Source organism: Alteromonas sp. ABM1_013, assembly GCF_056160505.1.
The window spans coordinates 145019-165241 of the sequence record NZ_JBSWXH010000006.1; the positions used below are offsets into that span (position 1 = coordinate 145019).

Consider the following 20223-nt stretch of genomic DNA (forward strand, 5'->3'; position numbering starts at 1 on the left):
GGCAGCCAATTGGCTGCCCTTTTGCTTATTAGGACGTTATTTGTTACCTGCGCGCTATGCGTTTTCGTTTACCACAATCACTTTACGGTGCGGGAACGGAATCTCGATATTCGCTTCATCTAGCGCTTTCTTAACCTGCTCTGGCACTGAGAACAGGATGTCGAAGTAGTGTTCACCGTGACAGAATGGACGCACAATAAAGTCTACTGAGCTATCGTTAAGAGTAGACACTTCAACAAATGGTGCTGGGTCTTTAAGTACGTGCGGGTGGTCTGCCAACACTTTATCGATAACGGCACGAGCGGCATCAATGTTTTCGTTATAGGCAATACCAAAGGTCATATCTACACCGCGAATTTCATGATGAGAGTGATTAACAATTTGCTCGCCCCAAATTTGGCTGTTTGGAATGATAATTTGCTTATTATCGAAGGTTTGCAAAATAGTAGTAAATAAGTCGATTTCAGTTACTTTACCGAACTTACCCGCAGCATCGACAAAGTCATTTACTTTATAGGGGCGGAAGATAAGTAGCATGACGCCTGCAGCCAAGTTAGATAGTGTACCTTGAAGTGCTAAGCCTATCGCTAAACCTGCGGCACCTAACAGCGCAATAATAGATGCTGTTTGTACACCAAAGCGATTAAGTACCGCTATGCCAACAAAAGCAAGAATGGTATAGCGCGCTACGCTACCAAAGAACTTAAAAAGGGTGTCATCAAGTTGAGGGTGGCTATTCGCAATGGCGACGATAGCGTTATACACCTTACTCGCTACCCAAAGACCAATAATTAGAATGGCCAAGGCTAGAAGTATATTGATAGCCCAAGCTAATGCGGCAGGCAGGTACTCATTAATATCGAGTGATGCTAAGAACTCTTCCATGGATACAATCCTCTGTAATTTGTGAAGTAGTTACTGCTTGTTTTGTTCGTTTGTTCGTTCAAATTGAGTTGCACCTCAATTCTGGTGCGTAGTTATAGGCGAATTAAAAATCTTTTAGTATTGTTAAAAAGTATTAAAACCCATGATTTTCTACTAAAGAACTAGATTAAATTTACAGTAAGATTGGGCTTTGCGTTGTGCAGCAAGGCTTATTACGTATAATCCCGAACTCTTAACCTACGCTTAAATGAGCGTGAGTATTTTTAGCTTGATGTAAGGTGAATACAGAGTGATTAAGCGCGATGTTATTGTAATTGGAGCAGGTGCAGCAGGGCTTTTCTGCGCGGCACAGGCAGGCGCGCGCGGACGCAGCGTAGAAGTACTCGATCATGCCAAAAAAGTTGGCCGTAAGATCCTTATGTCAGGTGGTGGTCGTTGTAATTTCACCAACATGTATGCTGAACCTGCCAATTTTTTATCGCAAAACCCGCACTTTTGTAAGTCGGCATTAAGCCGCTATACCCAGTGGGACTTTATCGGTTTGGTTGCCGAACATGGTATTGCCTATCACGAAAAAACCTTAGGTCAGCTATTTTGTGATGACAGCGCAAAAGACATCGTCGACTTATTACTTAACGAGTGTAAAAAAGCAGGTGTCACCATAACCACTCGCTGTGAAATCTCAAGCGTAGAAAAAGTTGAGGGTGGGTACTTACTAACTACTTCCAATGGCGAATATAGCTGTGAGTCTTTAGTAATCGCGACCGGTGGTTTAAGTATGCCGAAGCTGGGGGCAACGCCATTCGGTTATAAAATTGCGCAGCAATTCGGCCTGAACGTATTACCCACGCGGGCCGCTCTTGTGCCCTTTACCTTACACGATAAAGACAAAGAGACGCTGGCAGAGCTTAGCGGTATAGCCGTTGACGTGTACGCTAGCTGTAACGACACTACGTTTAAAGAAGCGATGCTCTTTACCCATCGTGGGTTGAGCGGCCCGGCTATGCTGCAAATTTCAAGTTATTGGGAGGCAGGTGACAGCTTAAGCATTAATACGCTGCCTAATGATGATGCCACGGCACTTATACAAACTGCTCGCACCGAAACGCCAGATGCACTGCTTGCTACCTGCTTAAATAAAGTATTCCCCAAACGCATGGTGCAAAGCTTTATTGATTATCATAACTGGCGCAATGTACCGGTAAAACAGCTAACTCACAGCGAATGCGATGCTATTGCTGACACATTAGAAAATTGGCAAATAAAGCCTAATGGCACCGAAGGCTACCGAACAGCAGAAGTTACCATTGGTGGCGTAGACACCAACGAACTTTCGTCAAAAACCATGATGGCTAAAAACGTAGAAGGCTTGTACTTCATTGGTGAGGTAGTTGACGTTACTGGCTGGCTCGGTGGCTTTAACTTCCAATGGGCGTGGAGTAGCGGTTGGGCAGCAGGGCAGGTGGTTTAAAACGACATACCAATTGCTAACCCAGCAACAACGGCGCTTTTGTGGTTTCTGTGGTAATCGTAATGAAGCTGGGGCGATACGGTAAAACCCGACATTTCAAACTCGTACAATAAGCCCACTCGGGCTACTTCCATCTTATGGCTACCGTGAAACTCAACGCCAGGGCCTATTTGCGCGATAAAATTGTTGGTGATGTGAAGGTCGGCAACAAATAAATAAGTATAGGCGTCTAGGTCTTCAAACGCGTATTCAGCAACAAACCCCACACCAAGAAAGTCACTAAGCCGGTATTCATAATCAATACCCAACGTAAACGCGTTGCCACACTCTTTCGTGTAGGTTGTACCCATAAGAGCAGACAAGTGGTGAGGGGACGTTTCCCAATGATGAGCATTTCCTTTTGCTGCCCCCTTAGCTGTAACAAGGGGAGCAAACGCCAAGACTGTTATCATTCCCAAGGCTATTTTTACTCGCATAGTGATGCTCGCTTACGTTTGTCTGTGACTTCCTGGAAAGTTTAACTTCCAGCACTTGATAAAGCGTAGGTGGTATATGGCGTTCTCACCAATGAACTTTAGTTGCAGTTATCGATAGTACTAAGAGCGAGGGCAACGCGACGTTAAGCTAACTTTGATGGCGCTATCTAAAACTAGCAAATACCGCTAAGGTATAGAGGCAAATAAAAGGGATGCGAAAATGCAAAACGAGACTGAAAAACAACTATTTTTAGACGCCTGTAAAGCGCAATTGGTAAGCCTTTACAAGGCAAGTAAAGATGGGAAAAAAGTAGAGGCAGAAAAGTATCGCGTGCAAGGATTCATGCACGCCGGTGAAGTCATAGGCTTAATCAGCAAAGAAGAAGGTAAGGCCCTTATAGCCGATTTGCACATGGAAGTATTTGGGGAAACCATTAATGAAAGAGCGCAGAGAAAGCGCAAACTCGATGCATTAAAAGAGTCAGACTTAGATGCTTACTTTGCCATACCCGCCATTGAACGACGTTAAATAAAAGTAAAATTTTTCGAGCGAACTTAAATTTATAAACTAAGCTTAATATGTGTTGGTTTTTATACCTAAATATAACCGAGCATAACTTATCTTAGTGTAATAGCCGTACAGGGATATTTTTGCTACATGGATTTGGCTGCGGTACCAGTAGGAAGCAAATCTATGACATGGTGTGTGTCACGTAATTTTATTCGCTTATTAATAGGGCTTGTTTTATGTGCAGCAAGTTCCCACTCGCTTGCTAAATGTAACTTCGAAAACGAAATTGATGCACCCACTTCAACAACCTTTCTTCTTAAAGCGGGTGATCAGCGACTTGCGCTAACCTGTAATGTCGATGCGCAGTATGTTCTGTATTTCCCGCGTAATTATATTAATTACAACCAGCTATACGATAGCAAAATGCGCAAAGTTGAAAGATTACCTAGTGCCTTTGAAGCATACATAATCAACAATTCAAACAACCGCTTTTATTTAGATATCAACGCACAGGTGGAACGCCGCGTATCGGTCAAGGTGACGCCGCTTGGTGATTTTCATAAATTTGCTTCTATTCACACTCTCACAATGAGCTTATTTATTGGCTTTTGTTTGGCACTTACTCTATACGTAGGCATGCTGGGGGCAAGTATGCGCAACTATGGCCTGTATTCGTATAGCTTCTACGTTTTCAGTGCTGGCGTATTCTTTTTGCTCCAAGAAGGGCTGTTGAACATTGTATTTCCGCAAGTCGCTTTGCTTGCGAATTTCCAACTGCATTTACTATTTGCTGGAATTACCCTTTTTGCAGGTGTGAAATTCTTAGATCAGCTACTTGATTTTAAAACGCTTCTAAAAGGTTGGCAGCGCCAATTTATGCTTGGAATGGCATGTGCAGCACTCGCGCTTTCTGTCGTTCAGTTGATTCTTCCAGGCTCAGATGCCATGAAAATTAACAGCATGTTGAGTCTGATTACACTTATTACTATGACGTGCACGCTATCAAGTTGTGTTTATGCTGCCTATCGTAAGGTGCATTGTGCAAATTTGGTCATGCTTGGGATTGCAGTGATGGTTTTGTCCATGCTTTTCCGTTTGGTTTTTACAGAAGTATCGCCATTTTTATATCGATACTCCCTTGTATTAGGGATAACTATCGAGGCCTTTATTTTTGCCATTGCAACGTCAAGAAAAGTGAAAAAGCTTAATGACGACAGGCTTAGTGCATTTAAACGCGCATCTACAGATTCTTTATGTGATGTGTTAAACCGCGCCGGTTGGGAAGGCGTAGCGCAGACGCTGCTGAATAATTTCAACAAAGAGGGTGGCTACTTAACACTGCTTTTCATTGATATTGATAAATTTAAAGAGATTAATGACCAATACGGACACCACGCAGGAGATAAGGTCTTGCAGGTGGTGGCAAAAATTTTAATGAGTCGCTGTCGCGAGCAAGACGCCGTGGGGCGCCTAGGAGGCGATGAGTTTGTGGTATTAAGTCACTGCTATAGTGAAGGTCAGTCTGAGCGATTGGCCGCCCGCATTGAGGAAAGCTTATCCGAGCGTGATATCAGAACAGAAAATGTGGTGATAAACACCACGGCGAGTGTAGGTGCTTACATCACAAAAGAACGCTACAAAGACTTGCCGAGTTTGCTAAACAAAGCCGACAAATTGATGTATAGCGTCAAAGAAAAGCGTAAAAACGCGGTGTTTGCTACTAGCTCTTGATGTGGCGTTACCTTAATTGTCCCTTCGCGACCTGTTTTACAGCTTTAGTGAGGTCGGCAAGCGCAGCCGACTCGAGCGTTGCATAGTGCCAAAAAAGAGGTACAGCTAGCGCTTTGTCTGGGAAAAGCGCAATAAGCTCGCCTTCTTTCACTTCTTGTGCCACCTGAAGAGTCGGGAGTAGGGCCCATACCACGCCGTCCAGCGCCATTTTTACAAAACCATGAGACGAGGGATACCAGTGACACGTGGTAAAAGTAGGCGAAATATTTAAACATTCCCTTTGATAGTCAGTAAGTAACGTAACATCGTATTCATCATATAAAAGGCCTGGCGTATTCATCACGTTTTCAGGCGTTATGCCCTTGTGAAGATATCGCTCAATAAACCGTGGTGACGCATAAAGTTGATAGCGCATGGTGCCCAGTCTTACCGATTGCCCGCCAGTAACCGGTGTACCTGTTTGACTAATACATGCCATAACGCGACCTTGCTGAAGAATGTCTCGTGTTTGGGTTTGATCCGCGTTAACAATGTGAACTGGGTTGGCCCGCTTATCGCTGAATGCTGCCATAACTTGCGAAAACCAAGTAGCGAGCACATCGTTATTCACCGCTACGCTGATAGGTACCGCCGAGGCTTCTAAACCACTTTTTATATTCAGCGCTTCTTCTAGCACACTCACTTTTTGTATATGCGCTAGCAATTCTTGCCCTAACGGTGTAGCACGAAGGGGCTTTGTTCGCACCATAACAGGCCCGCCCACGCTTTGTTCAAGACGTTTAATTTTTTGCGACACCGCAGACTGCGTAAGGTTTAGCGCCTGAGCGCCTTTTTCAAAGCCACCATAGCGCAGTACTTCATGAAAGCATCGAAGGGCATCGTAATCGAGCATTTTTTAGAACCTGTGAAAGGAAAGTTAAAGTTATTAATTTTACTTATTGAATACAATTATCATTAATTTAATTAAGTATCGCAAGCTGTATAAAATAGCGCCACTTCAAATTCTTGTTTGGCCGGCTACACCTAACGTTAGGCACCATAAAGCCAAGCAACGAAAGATCGAGCAATAGAACCGTACTTTCAATTTATTATTTTAAGAGGCATTTGGCATGTTAGCGGCAGCAACGAGTGGTTTTGTAATGGGCGGCACCCTTATCATCGCAGTAGGTGCGCAAAACAGCTTTCTGATTGAGCAGTCCATGAAAAAACAGTGGACCACACTATTTGTCTTACTGTTTATTCTAAGCGATGCTATTTCGATTAGCTTAGGCGCTATGGGATTCGGCTTATTGCTGCAAGAGTACCCAATGCTAGTTACGGTAACCAAATGGGCTGGCGTAGCCTTTTTGTTGTGGATAGCGTTTAACAAAATAAAGTCTTCGCTGGCTAATGATGCCCTTGTATTAGAGATGGCACAAAAGCAGCTGTCGTTTAAAAAAGCGCTACTTATTGCGCTAGCCGTAACTTGGCTAAATCCACACTTTTATTTGGATACATTGCTGCTAATGGGGAATCTGGCGAGCCAGTGGCAGGAAAATAAATGGTGGTTTGTGGGTGGTGCGATAGGTGCGTCTATTGTGTGGTTTATCGGTTTAAGTACGCTTACAGCACGTTTTGCCCATCATATGCAGCGGCCCAATTTTTGGCGTTGGTTTAACCGTTTAAATGCTGCGGTTTTGGGGATGGTAAGTATCCAGCTGGCGAGCCTTTAGTGAAAAAACGCTGAATAGCAAAATACTAAGGTGCGTTGAGTATCTTGCTTTCAACGAATAAGTATACTTTTACAAATAAGCCAAACCTGCTGTTTTGAAGGATACATAAGTGAGCTGGATTTATTTGATTGTTGCGGGCTTACTGGAAATTGGATGGCCCGTAGGACTTAAGATGTCGCAAGAGGCGGAAACCCGCATTATGGGAATTCTGCTAGCCATAGGTTTCATGGCAGCCAGTGGTTTTTGTCTTTGGATGGCACAAAAGCAAATACCCATAGGTACAGCGTATGCTGTATGGACAGGGATAGGTGCCGCTGGCACGTTTTTAGTAGGCGTGATGTTTTACGGCGACCCTTCGTCACTAGCGCGTTACTTTGGCGTGGCGCTTATTGTGGCCGGCGTTGTGGTACTCAAACTCGCGCACTAGTACGACAAAACCGAGTTCTGATTTTAACGGCTGTGTTTAGTCCGTTTGATAGATTGATAAAGTAAAAAGCCCGACAGTGATTCACTGTCGGGCTTTTTATTTTGCGTTTGATTTTCTAGGTGAGCTTATTGATAACCTAGCTGGTTTCGTAGCTCTGCCATAAAGGTTTCGATGCGTTCAGCATTTTTGCCCAAGTCACTTTTACCTACGCGCGACTTACTGCGAATATCAACAAGGGTATCGTCGCTTTTAACTGTCAAGCGAATGACCACATCATCCTTAAACCCGAACCACGCCGTTGTATCTGTGGCTTCTAGTGTGTTTGGCAGTGCGCCCTCATTTACACGCTCCCAACCCAGAACTTCTATGGCTTTTTCGGCAGCCATATAAACTTGATTTATAGGTTGAGGAAGCAGCTGAGTTTTAATCTCAGGGTATGCTTCAAGCTGTTGCTTCGTTACATCACCGCCTTCATAGGCAATAGAATTTGGCGCACCTTCTCTAAGCGGTGCAATGGCAACAAATTCAGGCGGGTTTGTAACATCAGTGGTGATATCGTGAATTGGCGGTACGGCGCTAGCTTTACTCATCATGCTAACGGGCATGCCAACGGCTACTAGAGCAAGAACAGCACATACAAATGTGCTTCCCCAACTTACGTTCTTACGATTAATCAATACTTGTAAAATAATCAGTATTAACGCTGCACCACCTACGTATACACCAAAGCGAAGTGACGTAAATGCGGTGCCTAAACTAACACCAGCATACTGATACAGTGGTCCGGGTAACACCACCATCAAAAAACCAACAATACTGGTAAGGGCAATGAGTGCTTTCAAGGGAACTCCAAAGTTATTCTTTTTAGTTTGACCAACCTACTTTAACAGCGAAAGCGGCAAATTGGTTTACTTTCGTTAAAGAAAAATTCGACTAGGCCCGCGTGCAACATCTTTGTACACTGGTCCTGTCTTTTTTATCGGCATCAAGTTATAGGTACCAGGTTTTGTATACACAACCGGACGCTAGCCACACGTACGCAATGCAAGCTGAACTTCTCGTTGATATCTTATCGACGCAAAAAAGCCAGTTCATTAAGGGTATTACTGAATATGCGCTTATCGATATGTTAAAAAAGCCGCCTTATCAGCTTTTCGAAGAAGATGCTTTGCGAGACCCGCTCATGCTTTTTAAAACGCACTTTATTCTGTTTCATGCACTGTATCAATTGAGGCAGTATTGGATAGAACAAAACGAAGGTGTGTTAGAGATTCACGCACTTGGCATAAAGTTAAACCTGTTTAACGAGCGTCATTTGACGCAAAGCAATGATGGTTTAGGTGTGACGACTCTAGAAAACCCTGACCCACTTGCAACGTATTATCTCGACTGGGGAAATTTTGAAAAGGCTGATCGCGATACGGTCGATAACCTGCTAAACGCGTTTTGGGAAAGGATGCTGAAGGGAGATACTGTCAGCTATAAGCAAGGTGATATTGAAAAAGCGCATGCTGTACTTGGTCTTTCCCTGAACGAGCCTGTCACGCTGCTGCAGTTAAAACGTATCTACAAACGCTCGCTGCAATCGGCGCACCCTGACAAAGGTGGAACACAGCAAGATGCTCAAGCGGTCATTCACGCCTATCAAACTCTTAGCCGCTATTATTCGTTTAAATAGAATGTGTATTGGCGTTCAACTTCGTATTATTCGCATAATGTATACAGGCTTCGGTAATTGACCGACAACATCGGTAACTTCAGCTTCATTGACTTTTCTTGTATGTGATAAATGCGCACAATATGACCTATAAGAGCGTAGATTCGTATCAATGATCGCTTAACTATGCCACGTCTTTTCCGATTGTCCTCATGTCCAAGTTACAGGAGCAGGATGAATCGGCGCATTGGAAGCAAAACTTACGTTTAATTTATCCGTATAGAACGCAAATCGCGTTCTATGTGAAAGTTATTGGGAAATAGAAAATTTATGAGTCGCATTTTTTATGTTACTGCAGCACTAATAACACTATTAGGTGTTACTGGGTGTTCGAATGAAGGCGAGCAAGCACAGCAAGGTGCTCAGCAAGGTATGCCTGCACCATCGGTGTCGGTAGTTACGCTGAAACAGCAACCTGTAGTACATGAAATGGTGTTACCAGGGCGAGTAAGCCCGTCGCGCCAATCGCAAGTACGACCTCAGGTGGATGGTGTTATCACTGAGCGCTTGTTTGAAGAAGGCGCTCATGTGGAAAAAGGGCAGCAGCTGTATCAAATTGATGAGGCACGTTACCTTGCCCAATTAAACAGCGTAAAAGCGGATCTGAAAAGCGTTCAAGCAAATCTAAAGACCTTGGAAGCTAAGGCGCGACGTTACGACGACCTTGTTGCACAAAATGCAGTAAGTAAGCAGGAGTACGACGATGTAATTGCGCAAAAAGACCAAGCGCAAGCCGCTATCAGCGTAGCCGAAGCGGCAGTTGATGTGGCAAAGGTAAACATGGGCTACACCAAGGTATACGCGCCTATAAGCGGACGAATTAGCCGTTCATATGTTACCGAAGGTACATTGGTTACCACGAACCAAGCCCAGCAGTTAGCCACTATTACTCAGTTAGACCCGGTTTATATTGATATGCAGGAATCTGGCGCTTCTATTATTACACTTCGTCAATCTATGCGTAAGCAAGGCTCAATGGATGTTGAGCTGACTGTAGACGAAGTTACTGGCAAGCGTTACGAAAAAACAGGCAGCGTGAAATTTTCAGAAGTGACCGTAGATGAATCTACGGGCTCGGTTACCCTTCGCGCCGAAATGCCAAACCCTGATGGTGTGTTGCTTCCCGGCTTGTTTGTAAAGGGCCATGTCATTACCGGTCGTGAAAATGCGCTTTTGGTTCCTCAGCGCGCGACGACTCGCCAGCCAGACGGTTCGCTTTCGGTTTACGTAGTGAACCAGAGCAACGAGGTAGAAGGCCGAAACTTAGAAATCGGCAAGATATACCGTGATCAGTACGTGGTAATAAGCGGCGTAAATGAAGGCGAAAAAGTCATCGTAACTGGTTATCAAAAGGTAAAGCCTGGGGCGAAAGTTAACCCGTCAGAATGGCAACCATCTTCACGCGGCTCACGATAGCAAACAAGGGATTTAAGTAATATGGCTCGTTTTTTCATAGACAGGCCCGTGTTTGCATGGGTGCTGGCAATTATCACAATGATGGCAGGTGTGTTGGCGATAACCTCACTCCCCATTGAACAATACCCTAAAGTTGCGCCACCGTCGGTCACTATCTCGGCAACGTATCCTGGTGCTTCAGCAGAAACCGTTGAAAACTCGGTAACGCAGGTCATTGAGCAAAGCTTAACGGGTATCGATAATCTCCGTTATTTTTCGGCAAGTAGCTCTAACAGCAGCATGTCAATAACCCTGACGTTTGAGCCAGGTGCCGACCCTGATATTGCCCAGGTCCAGACTCAGAATAAGGTGCAGGGCGCGTTACCTTTACTGCCAACGCAGGTTCAGCAGCAAGGGGTTACCGTTACCAAGGCAAATAGTGCATTTGCATTAGCCGTAGGCTTCTATTCTGAAGACGATTCGATAACGCAGTATGACCTGAGTGACATGCTCGTCTCTAACTTTCAAGACCCTATTTCCCGAGTAAACGGTGTAGGTAACGTAAGGGTGTTCGGTGCGCAGCGCTCTATGCGTATTTGGCTAGACCCAGATAAACTGTACAGCTTCAACCTAACGCCAAATGACGTACAGGCCGCAGTTCAGGTACAAAATACCGATGTCTCAGCAGGTCAGTTGGGCGGGTTACCTGCTATCGAAAATCAGCAGATTAACGCCACTATTCAGGCACAAAGTCGCCTTCAAACCGTTGAAGATTTTGAAAATATCGTGCTACGTGTGAACACAGACGGTTCTCAGGTGCGTGTCCGTGATGTGGCCCGAGTAGAGCTGGGTGCGCAAAGTTACGATGTTATTGTTCGCTATGACCGTAAACCCGCGTCTGGTATGGCGATAAGCCTTGCTTCTGGCGCAAACGCGCTAGACACCATCAAAGCAGTGAAAGCTCGCGTTGAAGAGCTGCGCTCGAATCTACCTGATACGGTGAAAGTGGTTTACCCCGTAGACAGTTCGCCTTTCATCGAGCTTTCTATAGAGTCAGTAGTACATACGCTTATTGAAGCGGTTGTGTTGGTATTCTTAGTGATGCTGCTGTTTCTTCAAAACTGGCGCGCAACGCTTATTCCCACCATTGCCGTACCTGTTGTACTACTTGGGACTTTCTCGGTGCTACTGGCCTTTGGTTTTAGTATCAACGTATTGACCATGTTTGCCATGGTGCTGGCTATCGGCCTTCTTGTTGATGACGCTATCGTTGTTGTAGAAAACGTTGAGCGTATCATGGAAGAAGAAGGCTTGCCGCCTGCTGAAGCGACAAAGAAGTCTATGTCACAGATTACTGGCGCACTTGTGGGCATTGCCGCTGTGCTATCAACGGTATTTATCCCGATGGCGTTCTTCAGCGGTTCAGCCGGGGCTATTTATCGTCAGTTTTCAGTAACTATTGTTTCAGCGATGGCGTTCTCTGTGTTGGTGGCTATCGTACTCTCGCCTTCTTTATGCGCCACGTTATTGAAGCAGCATTCCGAGGATCACGATAAAAATAAAGGTTTCTTTGGGTGGTTTAACCGCACGTTTAACAAAGGGCGCGACCGCTATCAGAAAACGACCAACCACATGGCGAAGCGTTTTAAGCGTTATTTCGTTGTATACGGCTTACTTGTTGGCGGGATGGTGTTTATCTTCAGTCAGCTTCCTGGTGCCTTCCTTCCAGATGAAGATCAAGGTCGAATGATGGTGTTGGTAAGCACGCCACCAGGCGCTACCGCGGGTCGTACGCTCGAATCCATTAAGCAAGTGGAAGACTACATTCTTGAAGAAGAGAGCGAAGCGGTTAACGGTATGTTTGCGGTAGTGGGCTTTAGCTTTGCAGGACAAGCGCAAAATGCCGGTATGGCATTCTTAAACTTCAACGACTGGAGTGTACGTGACGAGAGTAACTCGGCCTTTGCTGTAATGAACCGAGCTTTTGGCGCATTTGGCCAGATTCAAGATGCTTCAGCATTTCCTATTGTGCCACCACCTATTATGGAATTAGGTAACGCAACAGGCTTTGATATGCAGCTGGTGGACCGCGGTGGGAACGGCCACGAAGCCCTTATGAATGCGCGTAATCAGCTGTTAGGTATGGCGGCACAAAATCCGAAACTGGCGGGTGTTCGTCCTAACGGTTTAAGCGATGTGCCCCAATTCAAAATTAATATTGACAGTGAAAAGGCGTCTGCGCTTGGCTTAAATCTAAGTGATATTAACAGTGCGCTACAAATTGCCTGGGGTTCAAGCTATGTGAACGACTTTATTGATAAAGGGCGAATTAAGCGGGTGTACATGCAGGCGGACCTTCCTCATCGTATGACGCCAGAAGATCTTGAGAAATGGTTCGTGCGCAACAGCGACGGAGAAATGGTGGCTTTCAGCACCTTCTCAACAACCGAGTGGGTATATGGCTCGCCCAAGTTAGAACGCTTTAACGGTATATCGTCGGTAAACATACAAGGTAGTGCAGCACCAGGAATTTCATCAGGCGAAGCAATGGATGAAATGAAGAAATTGGTTGAGCAATTGCCTGCTGGTTTTGCCATTGAATGGTCAGGCTTATCTTATGAAGAACAAGAGGCTGGCTCTCAGGCGCCTATGCTTTATGCGCTTTCAATTTTAGTCGTATTCCTTTGCTTAGCTGCACTATACGAAAGCTGGTCGGTACCGTTTGCAGTTATGCTAGTGGTGCCGTTAGGGATATTGGGTTCGGTTACCGCAGCCTTTATCTTTAATTTACCTAATGACGTTTATCTGCAGGTAGCGTTTTTAACGACGGTAGGCTTAGCGGCGAAAAACGCCATTCTTATTGTAGAGTTTGCTAAAGAGCAGTACGAAAACGGTGAAGACCTAATGACGGCTGTATCTAATGCGGCTGCTCAGCGCTTCCGTCCAATATTGATGACGTCTATGGCATTCATCTTAGGTGTTACGCCACTAGCGCTTGCCAGTGGCGCAGGAGCGGCAAGCCAAAATGCAATTGGTATTGCGGTAATGGGCGGTATGTTTGCAGCGACCTTCTTAGCCATATTTTTCGTTCCCATGTTTTACGTTATGGTAGAAAAACTATTCCATAAGGAAGACAAGTAACGAGTAAGTACGCTAGAGTGGGAAAAAATTTTTCATTTTTTACATAGGGATATTGGTAATGACCACGGTTGTTTTTTCTCACGGTAAAGAAAGCGGGCCATGGGGCAGTAAGATAACCACGCTTTCGAATGTAGCAAACGATATGGGCTTTGGTGTTGAGAGTATCGATTATCAAGATCTCGACTGCCCCGAAGCCCGCTTAGAGCGATTGAAAGAAACTATCGCTGAAAAGTGTAATGACGTTGTATTAGTGGGTTCGAGCATGGGCGGCTATGTATCACTTGCCGCTGCCAGTCAGATCTCTGCCAGAGGCGTATTTTTGATGGCGCCAGCGCTTTATTTACCCAACTATAAAGTTCAACGCTTTCCGTACGACGGCTATGTTAGTCTAGTGCACGGCTGGAACGATGATATCGTGCCAATTGAGAACAGCCTTAAGTATGCTCGCCACCAAAAGGCGCAGCTGTTGCTTCTAAACGATGGGCATCGACTTGCGAACAGTAAGTCCGTTATTTCACCTTTTTTCAGAAATTGGTTGGAAAAATTCCGCTACTAGGGTACTAAGCGTCATGGCAACGGCTGCTTAGCTTCAGTTTTCTAAAGCTAGGCTACCGTGCTTCGTTAGGCATCTATGCTTGGCAGTCTATACTGAGCAATCTAATCAAAAAGCAACGCCTAGCAATTAAAAGCTAAAAACTCTGTTAGAAGCCTACTTATCGATAACCGCCTGGGTAACTATCGATGATGTAGGCTTTTTTGTATCTGCGTATGAGTTTGTAAGGGTAAGACTAATCGCTTATAGCGTTGCATCAGGTTAATACATGAAATTGCCTGTATTTATGGCATGATGGGATATTGCTTAAAACAGGGCAGGTGGAAATGGCATTTAACTTACCTCAAGAGCCGCAATGGTCGTCGTTGATAAAGTCGGGTTGTCGTGTCTTTGTCGGCGGAAACGCAGCAGTACCGCACGCACTAGTGCAGCACCTTATTGATAACAGCGAAGGGTTCAGCGACATCGAACTGGTACATATGCTGGCCTTAGGTGATACGAGGTGGGTAAAAGACGAGTATAAAAACCTTTTTAAAGCGAATACGTTTTTTATCGGCGGCGAAGCCATGCGAAAGGCAGTTGATGAAGGACGCGCCGACTATACCCCCGTATTCCTTTCTGAAATTTCAAGTTTGTTCAGCGATGGCACGCTGGCACTTGATGCTGCGCTGGTTAACGTAAGTCCACCCGATGAATTTGGATACTGCTCGCTAGGCCCAGCGGTCGATATTGCAATGTCTGCCATTAGGCAAAGCAAAAAAGTCATTGCTCAAATTAACCCTCAGGTGCCGAGGACTTCAGGGCACTCTTATATTCATATTAGCGAGATAACGGCGTGTATAGAAGCGGAAGAGCCACTAGTAGAGGTGACGCCGCCGCCAATAGATACAGTCGCAGAACGTATTGGCCAGTATGTATCTATGCTGGTGGATGATGGCGCAACGCTCCAATTTGGTATTGGAAAAATACCCAGCGCCACGCTGAAATATCTGTGTAATCACAAAGATTTGGGTATTCACAGCGAAATGCTTACCGACAGTATTATCGAGCTATTGGAATCTGGCGCGATTACGAACAAAAAGAAAACTTTCCACCCTGGTAAAATTGTTACCAGTTTTGCCATTGGTACACGCAAGCTATACGATTTAATCGACAGCAACCCGCATATTGAATTTTACCCAAGCAGCTATGTCAACAAGCCGACTAATATCGCTAAAAACGACAATATGGTTGCCATAAACAGTGCCCTTGAAGTGGACTTAACCGGGCAGGTAGTAGCCGACTCACTGGGCTATGACTTTTACAGTGGCATAGGAGGGCAGGTTGATTTCGTCACTGGTGCGTCTATTAGTAAAGGCGGTAAAGCCATTATTGCGCTTCCTTCTACCGCAAAAAATGAAACTATTTCACGTATTACGCCGCGTATAAGCGAAGGCGCAGGCGTGGTAACTTCCCGCGGTAATGTGCAGTATGTGGTAACCGAATACGGTATAGCGTCACTTAAAGGTAAGAGTATTCGAGAGCGTGCGCTAGAGCTTATCCGCGTGGCCCACCCTAAGTTCCGTGCAGCACTGTTAGAAGAAGTACGTCAGCATTATTGGGTGCCCCATTATCAAGAAAAGTACCCCACAGATATTCCAGAGTTGGGAGCTATTCAGCTTAAAAAGCTTAATATTCAGGGCGAGACGTTTTACATGCGACCTCTGAATCCGGCGGATGAAAGGCGTCTGCAAGAATTCTTTTATTCCCACACAAAAGAAACGTTAAGGCTGCGCTACAACTACGACCCGAAACAAATGTCCCGTGAAAAGTCGTGTAACTTGGTGTCGGTAGATCAAAGCTCTGATGCAGCGCTGTGTATTGTCAGGCAAGAGGGCTCGCGCATTACTATTCACGCAGTGGGGCGCTTTTACTACAACCCAAACGACAATACCTGCGAAGCTGCTTTTGTTACTCGAGAGACCCAGCAAGGAAAAGGCATGGCAAGCCGCTTGTTAAATGAGCTTATCACGGTAGCAAAAATAAGAGGCATTGCGAAAATGATGGCCTATGTGCGTGGCGATAATAGCCCCATGATCACTATTTTCGAACAAGCCAAATTTAAACGGAAATTTACTGGCGACCCCAGTGATATAGAGTTAGTACTAGACGTGGCATCTCTGCATGACAATTAAAATATTTCGCGGCAAGCACGGCACCAAACACGATTTAGGCAAGGATCATCCTGAATCGCCAGACCGTTTATTTGCTATTGACGACCAGTTGCTTTCTTCAGGACTCGATATGGTGTGTGAGCATGCTGACGCCACTCCCATTGCTGAAGCCTACCTGAAACTAGCGCACGACCCATATTATGTGAAAAGTGTGTTTGAGCCTGCAGCTCAATCTATCTTTAACGACCACGAAAAAACGCTCTATTCAGAAAACAAAGACAACGTGGCTTGGTTAGATGAAGACACAGGTTTAATGCGCCACAGCTTAAACGCTGCGCTAGAGTCGGCGGGCGCAGGGTGTAATGCTGTCGACTGGGTAATGGAAGGCAATGACCGGCAAGCCTTTTGTGCTACTAGGCCACCCGGGCACCACGCAACATACGATAGTGCTATGGGGTTTTGCATTTTTAATAACATTGTTATAGCTGCTCGCTACGCGCTTCAAAACTATGAGCTAAAACGGGTTGCCATTGTCGACTTTGACGTGCATCACGGAAATGGAACCGAGCAAATTGTCGCCGGCGACCAGCGCATAATGTTGTGCAGTAGTTTTCAGCATCCCTTCTATCCACACAGTGGCTCGCCGGTTTCAGCAAGTAATATTCTCTCGGTACCGCTTGAAGCTGGTGCTACGGGAGACGTTTTTAGAGAAAAAGTGCAGCATTGGTTCGATGCATTACGCAACTTTCAGCCTGAACTGATTTTTATCTCTGCAGGCTTTGATGCTCATGCTGAGGACCCAATGGCTCATCTACGCCTAGTAGAAGATGACTATTTCTGGGTGAGCCAACAGCTTCGCGCCGTTGCTGATGCATGTTGCGAAGGTCGTATCGTAAGTATGCTAGAAGGCGGCTATGACCTAAGTGCCTTGGGACGCAGCGTAGTGTCTCACCTAAAAGGCATGAGTCGTCCTATCGAAGACACTCAATAGGACGACGGGTTATCTAGCCTCAACAATCTTTCAGACTAGGCTAGCCATCTTGCAAGCATATAAAGACCCGCACCTAGCATAGCAAGGTTTTCTGTCAGTGAAATAAAGCCAAGGGGTAGGTCTGAATTTCCGCCAACACAGGCACATTTAAGCTCTCGCTTATCGATATAGACTGCCTTGATAACTGAAACGGCACCGATAGCGCCGATAAAAATGGAAACCGGTGAAACCAATAAAGCTGGCAGCCCTGCTAACATGCCAAGCCCTGCAAATGCCTCTGCGAAAGGATAAATATACGCGTATCTAACGTGCTTCATTGCCAATAAATCATAGGTGATAAACTGGTTTGAGAAAGCCACTAAGTCTTGCAGCTTTTGGAGGGCAAGTATCACCATAGCCACTCCAATAAAATTCAATATAAAAGGCTCTAATCCTGCTGGTAGGCCACCCTTTAGCATAAGGGCAAACACCATGAGTGCCGCTAAGGAAAAAATTACGATAATAGGTGTGTAGCGCGATCCAAATTCACTTTCTTGTTTTAAATTGAAGTAATCTCTCAAGTCGTCATAACCGCCAATACGTTTCTCGTCTATGAACGTCTGCGGGGTCGTTTTCACACCGTACTTTTCTTTAAAAGCGTCTGTTTCACTTCGATTAGACAAATGGTGATCATCGACTTTATAGCCTTTTCTTTCGAGCAGGTCTTTTGATTTGAGTCCAAAAGGGCAAATATGCTCAGGAGTGACCATGCGATAGAGGGTGGCGTGCTTAGACATAGTGGACTCCTTGTAAAGCTTTCACTAGATAGGTATGAGCGTGCAATATTTGCCCATTTTTTCCGCTATCTAAATTGATATTACGAGATACAAAGAGGGGTACATAATTTATGCCAGTGATTTAGCAGAAACAACCTGTAGCATCAGTATTAATAACAGCACCTGCATAGGGATGCAGCGTGGTGTAGCTTACCACCTGTTCGACGAGGTTTTTGCCAGTAAAGCATCCATAGCCTGTGGCGTAAGGGCCTAGATAGCGAAGTTGCGCTTGTTTATCTATCACGATAAGGGCCGGCACGGCCTCAAGTATAGCCGCTAGTTCAGGCACATCTTCTACGTTTAACCTGACTTGGTGATAGTCATCCCCGATCTTTGCTAGCAACTGAGACTGGTGTGGTTTTGTTAGCGTGTCGCAATAGCAGCGGGACTGCGTTCCCACATGAATGACTGACCCTGGGTTGATGTTCTGACTTTTTAATACATCAACGAGGGATGAATCAAAATTTGGTGCTGTGCTTCGGTGTAGCAACTCACCATTAGGGTCAAAGTCTGTGAGTTGACGCTGGCCGTATACTAGCAAGGCGGTAAGTAAACCTACCGCCCATAGTATAAGTATTAACCAGCTCGTCTTTTTTTGCATAAGGCGTAGCGCCTTTCACTGTGCTTTATTGTCTGCACTAAAGCTTAAAGCGTTCAATTGCGCTGCGCATACGCTGAGAAATTTGTGACAACACTTCAACTTCACCTGCAAGCGACTCAGCGGTAGCAAGCTCTTCAGAGGTAAGTTCACTCAATCGCGCGGTGCTTTGCGCAATGGAAGCTGACGCGGTTTCTTGTTCCACAGCAGAGGTGGCAATTTCAGTCATACTTTCGCTGGCTTCGCGGATCTGCTGCATGATTTCTGACATGGCCGATGTGGCACTATCACTTGAAACAACAGCTTCATCGACCAGTTGTATACAGGTTTGCATTTGATCAACCGAACTGGCGGTTTGTGCTACTAGCTGTTCAGTAATGCTAGTAATTTGGTCTGCACTTTCTTTTGAGCGAATCGCCAGGGTGCGCACTTCGTCGGCTACCACGGCGAAACCGCGGCCGTGTTCGCCAGCGCGGGCCGATTCTATAGCTGCATTCAGTGCAAGCAAATTAGTTTGTTCAGCTACCGCAGTAATCGAGCGCATGGCATCAGAAATGTGGGAACATTGTTCGTTAAGAGCCGAGTTAGTCTGCGCCGCAGCATTTAGCGTGTTGCGCAACGAGTCTATTGTTTTACTGGATTGAGAAATAGAGTCGCGGGTAGACTGGGAGGCACTTTGCGCTGCCGACGCTTTATCACTAGCAAGGGTAGTTTGCTCTGTTGAAAGCTGCATGGTTTGTGCGATTTCTTCTGACGATGCCGACACCATGGCAAGTTCTTGGTCAGTATTTCTGCTAATTTCAAACATGTTATTAGCCGCTAACTCCATATTTGAAGCCCCTTTTACCACTTCATCAGTCAAGTTAGAAGCAAGCTCGATGAGAGATTTCACTTGATCAATAAGTTCAGCGAAAGGCCTGACTATTTTATTGCCGCGATTTAGCTCAACGGACAAATCAAGCTTGCCATCAGTCTGTTGCATGGTTTCAATGGCCAGGCGTAGCTCGGCGGCGCCTGCACCTTCATGATGGGCTTGCTTAGCCATGTACATCAATACGCCACCTTCTGTTAATGCAAAAGCTGCGTGCATGAGCAAGATAGTAAAGGCAACATGACCTTCTTCAAAAATCATTACTGGCGCGCCGCCTGCCTGCAGAAAAAAGAACGAAATATGATGAACGGCTACAACCGCAGTCCCTGTTGCAACCACTTTCCAGTCTCTGAAATAAGAAAGAAAGGCAAGAAGTACAAAAATTTCGAAGTGGACTTCGATTAAACCGAAAGATTGATGAATATGAAGCGCAGTTAGCAATTGAACGCCGATTGCCATAGCATGGCGGCTTATCGCCGAGTAAGGGTTTTGAAGGCTGAGTACAAGTGGCAAAGCTGCAATAGGAACACCTAAGATAAACGCAGGTAAAAGTTCACCTGTATACACACCAATAGCTACAGCAATGAGTAATTGTATAACAATCACAACGCGAAAAATTTTGTGACCTTCAAGGAGCCAAGGGTACTGCATGCCGATCTCCGATGGTTATTTAGATTAAGTGTAGGTTAAAAATTATAGGTGTGCTAATTTCGCTGCAGTCTACGCAGATTGCGGTGTCTACGCTATTTGACTTTGGTATAGATACTTAAATTATT

General features: G+C 45.4%; 18 protein-coding genes. 11 read left to right on the forward strand and 7 right to left on the reverse strand.

Annotation, left to right across the window (positions count from 1 at the left end; all coding sequences use genetic code 11):
- Nucleotides 1-54: 54 nt before the first annotated feature.
- Entirely contained in the window at nt 55-885 is an 831-nt protein-coding gene (locus ACXAGK_RS17840; protein WP_474857273.1) for a mechanosensitive ion channel family protein, read from the reverse strand.
- Between the two features lie 289 nt (nt 886-1174).
- Here ACXAGK_RS17840 and ACXAGK_RS17845 point away from each other — a divergent pair, with 289 nt between their 5' ends.
- Complete coding sequence (locus ACXAGK_RS17845; RefSeq protein WP_474857274.1) at nt 1175-2356, forward strand: BaiN/RdsA family NAD(P)/FAD-dependent oxidoreductase; 1182 nt, start codon at nt 1175-1177, stop codon at nt 2354-2356.
- Here ACXAGK_RS17845 and ACXAGK_RS17850 read toward each other — a convergent pair.
- The gene (locus ACXAGK_RS17850; protein WP_474857275.1) at nt 2353-2832 is read right to left on the reverse strand and encodes a hypothetical protein; all 480 of its coding nucleotides are present in this window, start codon (nt 2830-2832) and stop codon (nt 2353-2355) included. The two genes, ACXAGK_RS17845 and ACXAGK_RS17850, sit on opposite strands and share 4 nt — an antisense overlap.
- Before the next feature lie 220 nt (nt 2833-3052).
- Here ACXAGK_RS17850 and ACXAGK_RS17855 point away from each other — a divergent pair, with 220 nt between their 5' ends.
- Complete coding sequence (locus ACXAGK_RS17855; RefSeq protein WP_474857276.1) at nt 3053-3361, forward strand: hypothetical protein; 309 nt, start codon at nt 3053-3055, stop codon at nt 3359-3361.
- Between the two features lie 129 nt (nt 3362-3490).
- A complete protein-coding gene (locus ACXAGK_RS17860) occupies nt 3491-5074 on the forward strand; it encodes a diguanylate cyclase (protein ID WP_474857277.1) in 1584 nt (527 codons plus the stop codon).
- A gap of 7 nt (nt 5075-5081) precedes the next feature.
- On the opposite strand, the gene ACXAGK_RS17865 is transcribed toward ACXAGK_RS17860, so the two are convergent.
- Nucleotides 5082-5966 carry an ArgP/LysG family DNA-binding transcriptional regulator gene (locus ACXAGK_RS17865; protein ID WP_474857278.1) on the reverse strand — a complete coding sequence of 295 codons (885 nt, stop codon included), beginning with the start codon at nt 5964-5966 and terminating at the stop codon, nt 5082-5084.
- Nucleotides 5967-6183: 217 nt separating this feature from the next.
- Between ACXAGK_RS17865 and ACXAGK_RS17870 the strand changes: the two genes are divergently transcribed.
- Both ACXAGK_RS17870 and ACXAGK_RS17875 read left to right on the forward strand, forming a co-directional pair.
- Complete coding sequence (locus tag ACXAGK_RS17870) at nt 6184-6786, forward strand: LysE/ArgO family amino acid transporter (protein ID WP_179981984.1); 603 nt, start codon at nt 6184-6186, stop codon at nt 6784-6786.
- A 109-nt stretch (nt 6787-6895) separates the two neighbouring features.
- Nucleotides 6896-7213, forward strand: coding sequence for a DMT family transporter (locus tag ACXAGK_RS17875; RefSeq protein ID WP_118490751.1), 318 nt, complete (start codon nt 6896-6898; stop codon nt 7211-7213).
- A 125-nt stretch (nt 7214-7338) separates the two neighbouring features.
- Here ACXAGK_RS17875 and ACXAGK_RS17880 read toward each other — a convergent pair whose 3' ends face one another.
- A complete protein-coding gene (locus tag ACXAGK_RS17880) occupies nt 7339-8055 on the reverse strand; it encodes a DUF1499 domain-containing protein (RefSeq protein ID WP_474857279.1) in 717 nt (238 codons plus the stop codon).
- A 164-nt stretch (nt 8056-8219) separates the two neighbouring features.
- On the opposite strand from ACXAGK_RS17880, the gene ACXAGK_RS17885 reads away from it, so the two are divergent.
- From ACXAGK_RS17885 to ACXAGK_RS17910, 6 genes are all read left to right on the forward strand, one after another.
- Complete coding sequence (locus ACXAGK_RS17885; protein ID WP_474857280.1) at nt 8220-8891, forward strand: DNA-J related domain-containing protein; 672 nt, start codon at nt 8220-8222, stop codon at nt 8889-8891.
- A 309-nt stretch (nt 8892-9200) separates the two neighbouring features.
- Nucleotides 9201-10346, forward strand: coding sequence for an efflux RND transporter periplasmic adaptor subunit (locus ACXAGK_RS17890; protein WP_474857281.1), 1146 nt, complete (start codon nt 9201-9203; stop codon nt 10344-10346).
- 21 nt (nt 10347-10367) lie between these two features.
- Nucleotides 10368-13466: an efflux RND transporter permease subunit gene (locus ACXAGK_RS17895; protein ID WP_474857282.1), complete on the forward strand. Its 3099-nt coding sequence runs from the start codon at nt 10368-10370 to the stop codon at nt 13464-13466.
- Between the two features lie 58 nt (nt 13467-13524).
- Nucleotides 13525-14022 carry an alpha/beta hydrolase gene (locus ACXAGK_RS17900; RefSeq protein ID WP_118490741.1) on the forward strand — a complete coding sequence of 166 codons (498 nt, stop codon included), beginning with the start codon at nt 13525-13527 and terminating at the stop codon, nt 14020-14022.
- 323 nt (nt 14023-14345) lie between these two features.
- The gene (locus tag ACXAGK_RS17905) at nt 14346-16193 is read left to right on the forward strand and encodes a GNAT family N-acetyltransferase (RefSeq protein ID WP_474802935.1); all 1848 of its coding nucleotides are present in this window, start codon (nt 14346-14348) and stop codon (nt 16191-16193) included.
- The gene (locus tag ACXAGK_RS17910; protein ID WP_474857283.1) at nt 16183-17163 is read left to right on the forward strand and encodes a histone deacetylase family protein; all 981 of its coding nucleotides are present in this window, start codon (nt 16183-16185) and stop codon (nt 17161-17163) included. Before ACXAGK_RS17905 ends, ACXAGK_RS17910 begins: the two co-directional genes overlap by 11 nt.
- A 35-nt stretch (nt 17164-17198) precedes the next feature.
- Here the strand turns inward: ACXAGK_RS17910 and ACXAGK_RS17915 are convergent, their stop codons facing one another.
- The 3 genes from ACXAGK_RS17915 to ACXAGK_RS17925 all read right to left on the reverse strand — a co-directional run bounded on the left by ACXAGK_RS17915 (nt 17199) and on the right by ACXAGK_RS17925 (nt 20098).
- Nucleotides 17199-17939 carry a MauE/DoxX family redox-associated membrane protein gene (locus ACXAGK_RS17915; protein WP_474857284.1) on the reverse strand — a complete coding sequence of 247 codons (741 nt, stop codon included), beginning with the start codon at nt 17937-17939 and terminating at the stop codon, nt 17199-17201.
- A gap of 121 nt (nt 17940-18060) precedes the next feature.
- Complete coding sequence (locus ACXAGK_RS17920) at nt 18061-18579, reverse strand: DUF6436 domain-containing protein (RefSeq protein WP_474857285.1); 519 nt, start codon at nt 18577-18579, stop codon at nt 18061-18063.
- Between the two features lie 37 nt (nt 18580-18616).
- Nucleotides 18617-20098 carry a methyl-accepting chemotaxis protein gene (locus tag ACXAGK_RS17925; RefSeq protein ID WP_474857286.1) on the reverse strand — a complete coding sequence of 494 codons (1482 nt, stop codon included), beginning with the start codon at nt 20096-20098 and terminating at the stop codon, nt 18617-18619.
- Nucleotides 20099-20223 lie beyond the last annotated feature (125 nt).

Coding starts and splice junctions, on each gene's coding strand:
- ACXAGK_RS17840 (WP_474857273.1), bottom strand. CDS start 885: ATGGAAGAGTTCTTAGCATCACTCGATATTAATGAGTACCTGCCTGCC.
- ACXAGK_RS17850 (WP_474857275.1), bottom strand. CDS start 2,832: ATGCGAGTAAAAATAGCCTTGGGAATGATAACAGTCTTGGCGTTTGCT.
- ACXAGK_RS17855 (WP_474857276.1), top strand. CDS start 3,053: ATGCAAAACGAGACTGAAAAACAACTATTTTTAGACGCCTGTAAAGCG.
- ACXAGK_RS17860 (WP_474857277.1), top strand. CDS start 3,491: ATGGATTTGGCTGCGGTACCAGTAGGAAGCAAATCTATGACATGGTGT.
- ACXAGK_RS17865 (WP_474857278.1), bottom strand. CDS start 5,966: ATGCTCGATTACGATGCCCTTCGATGCTTTCATGAAGTACTGCGCTAT.
- ACXAGK_RS17870 (WP_179981984.1), top strand. CDS start 6,184: ATGTTAGCGGCAGCAACGAGTGGTTTTGTAATGGGCGGCACCCTTATC.
- ACXAGK_RS17890 (WP_474857281.1), top strand. CDS start 9,201: ATGAGTCGCATTTTTTATGTTACTGCAGCACTAATAACACTATTAGGT.
- ACXAGK_RS17895 (WP_474857282.1), top strand. CDS start 10,368: ATGGCTCGTTTTTTCATAGACAGGCCCGTGTTTGCATGGGTGCTGGCA.
- ACXAGK_RS17900 (WP_118490741.1), top strand. CDS start 13,525: ATGACCACGGTTGTTTTTTCTCACGGTAAAGAAAGCGGGCCATGGGGC.
- ACXAGK_RS17905 (WP_474802935.1), top strand. CDS start 14,346: ATGGCATTTAACTTACCTCAAGAGCCGCAATGGTCGTCGTTGATAAAG.
- ACXAGK_RS17910 (WP_474857283.1), top strand. CDS start 16,183: ATGACAATTAAAATATTTCGCGGCAAGCACGGCACCAAACACGATTTA.
- ACXAGK_RS17915 (WP_474857284.1), bottom strand. CDS start 17,939: ATGTCTAAGCACGCCACCCTCTATCGCATGGTCACTCCTGAGCATATT.
- ACXAGK_RS17920 (WP_474857285.1), bottom strand. CDS start 18,579: ATGCAAAAAAAGACGAGCTGGTTAATACTTATACTATGGGCGGTAGGT.
- ACXAGK_RS17925 (WP_474857286.1), bottom strand. CDS start 20,098: ATGCAGTACCCTTGGCTCCTTGAAGGTCACAAAATTTTTCGCGTTGTG.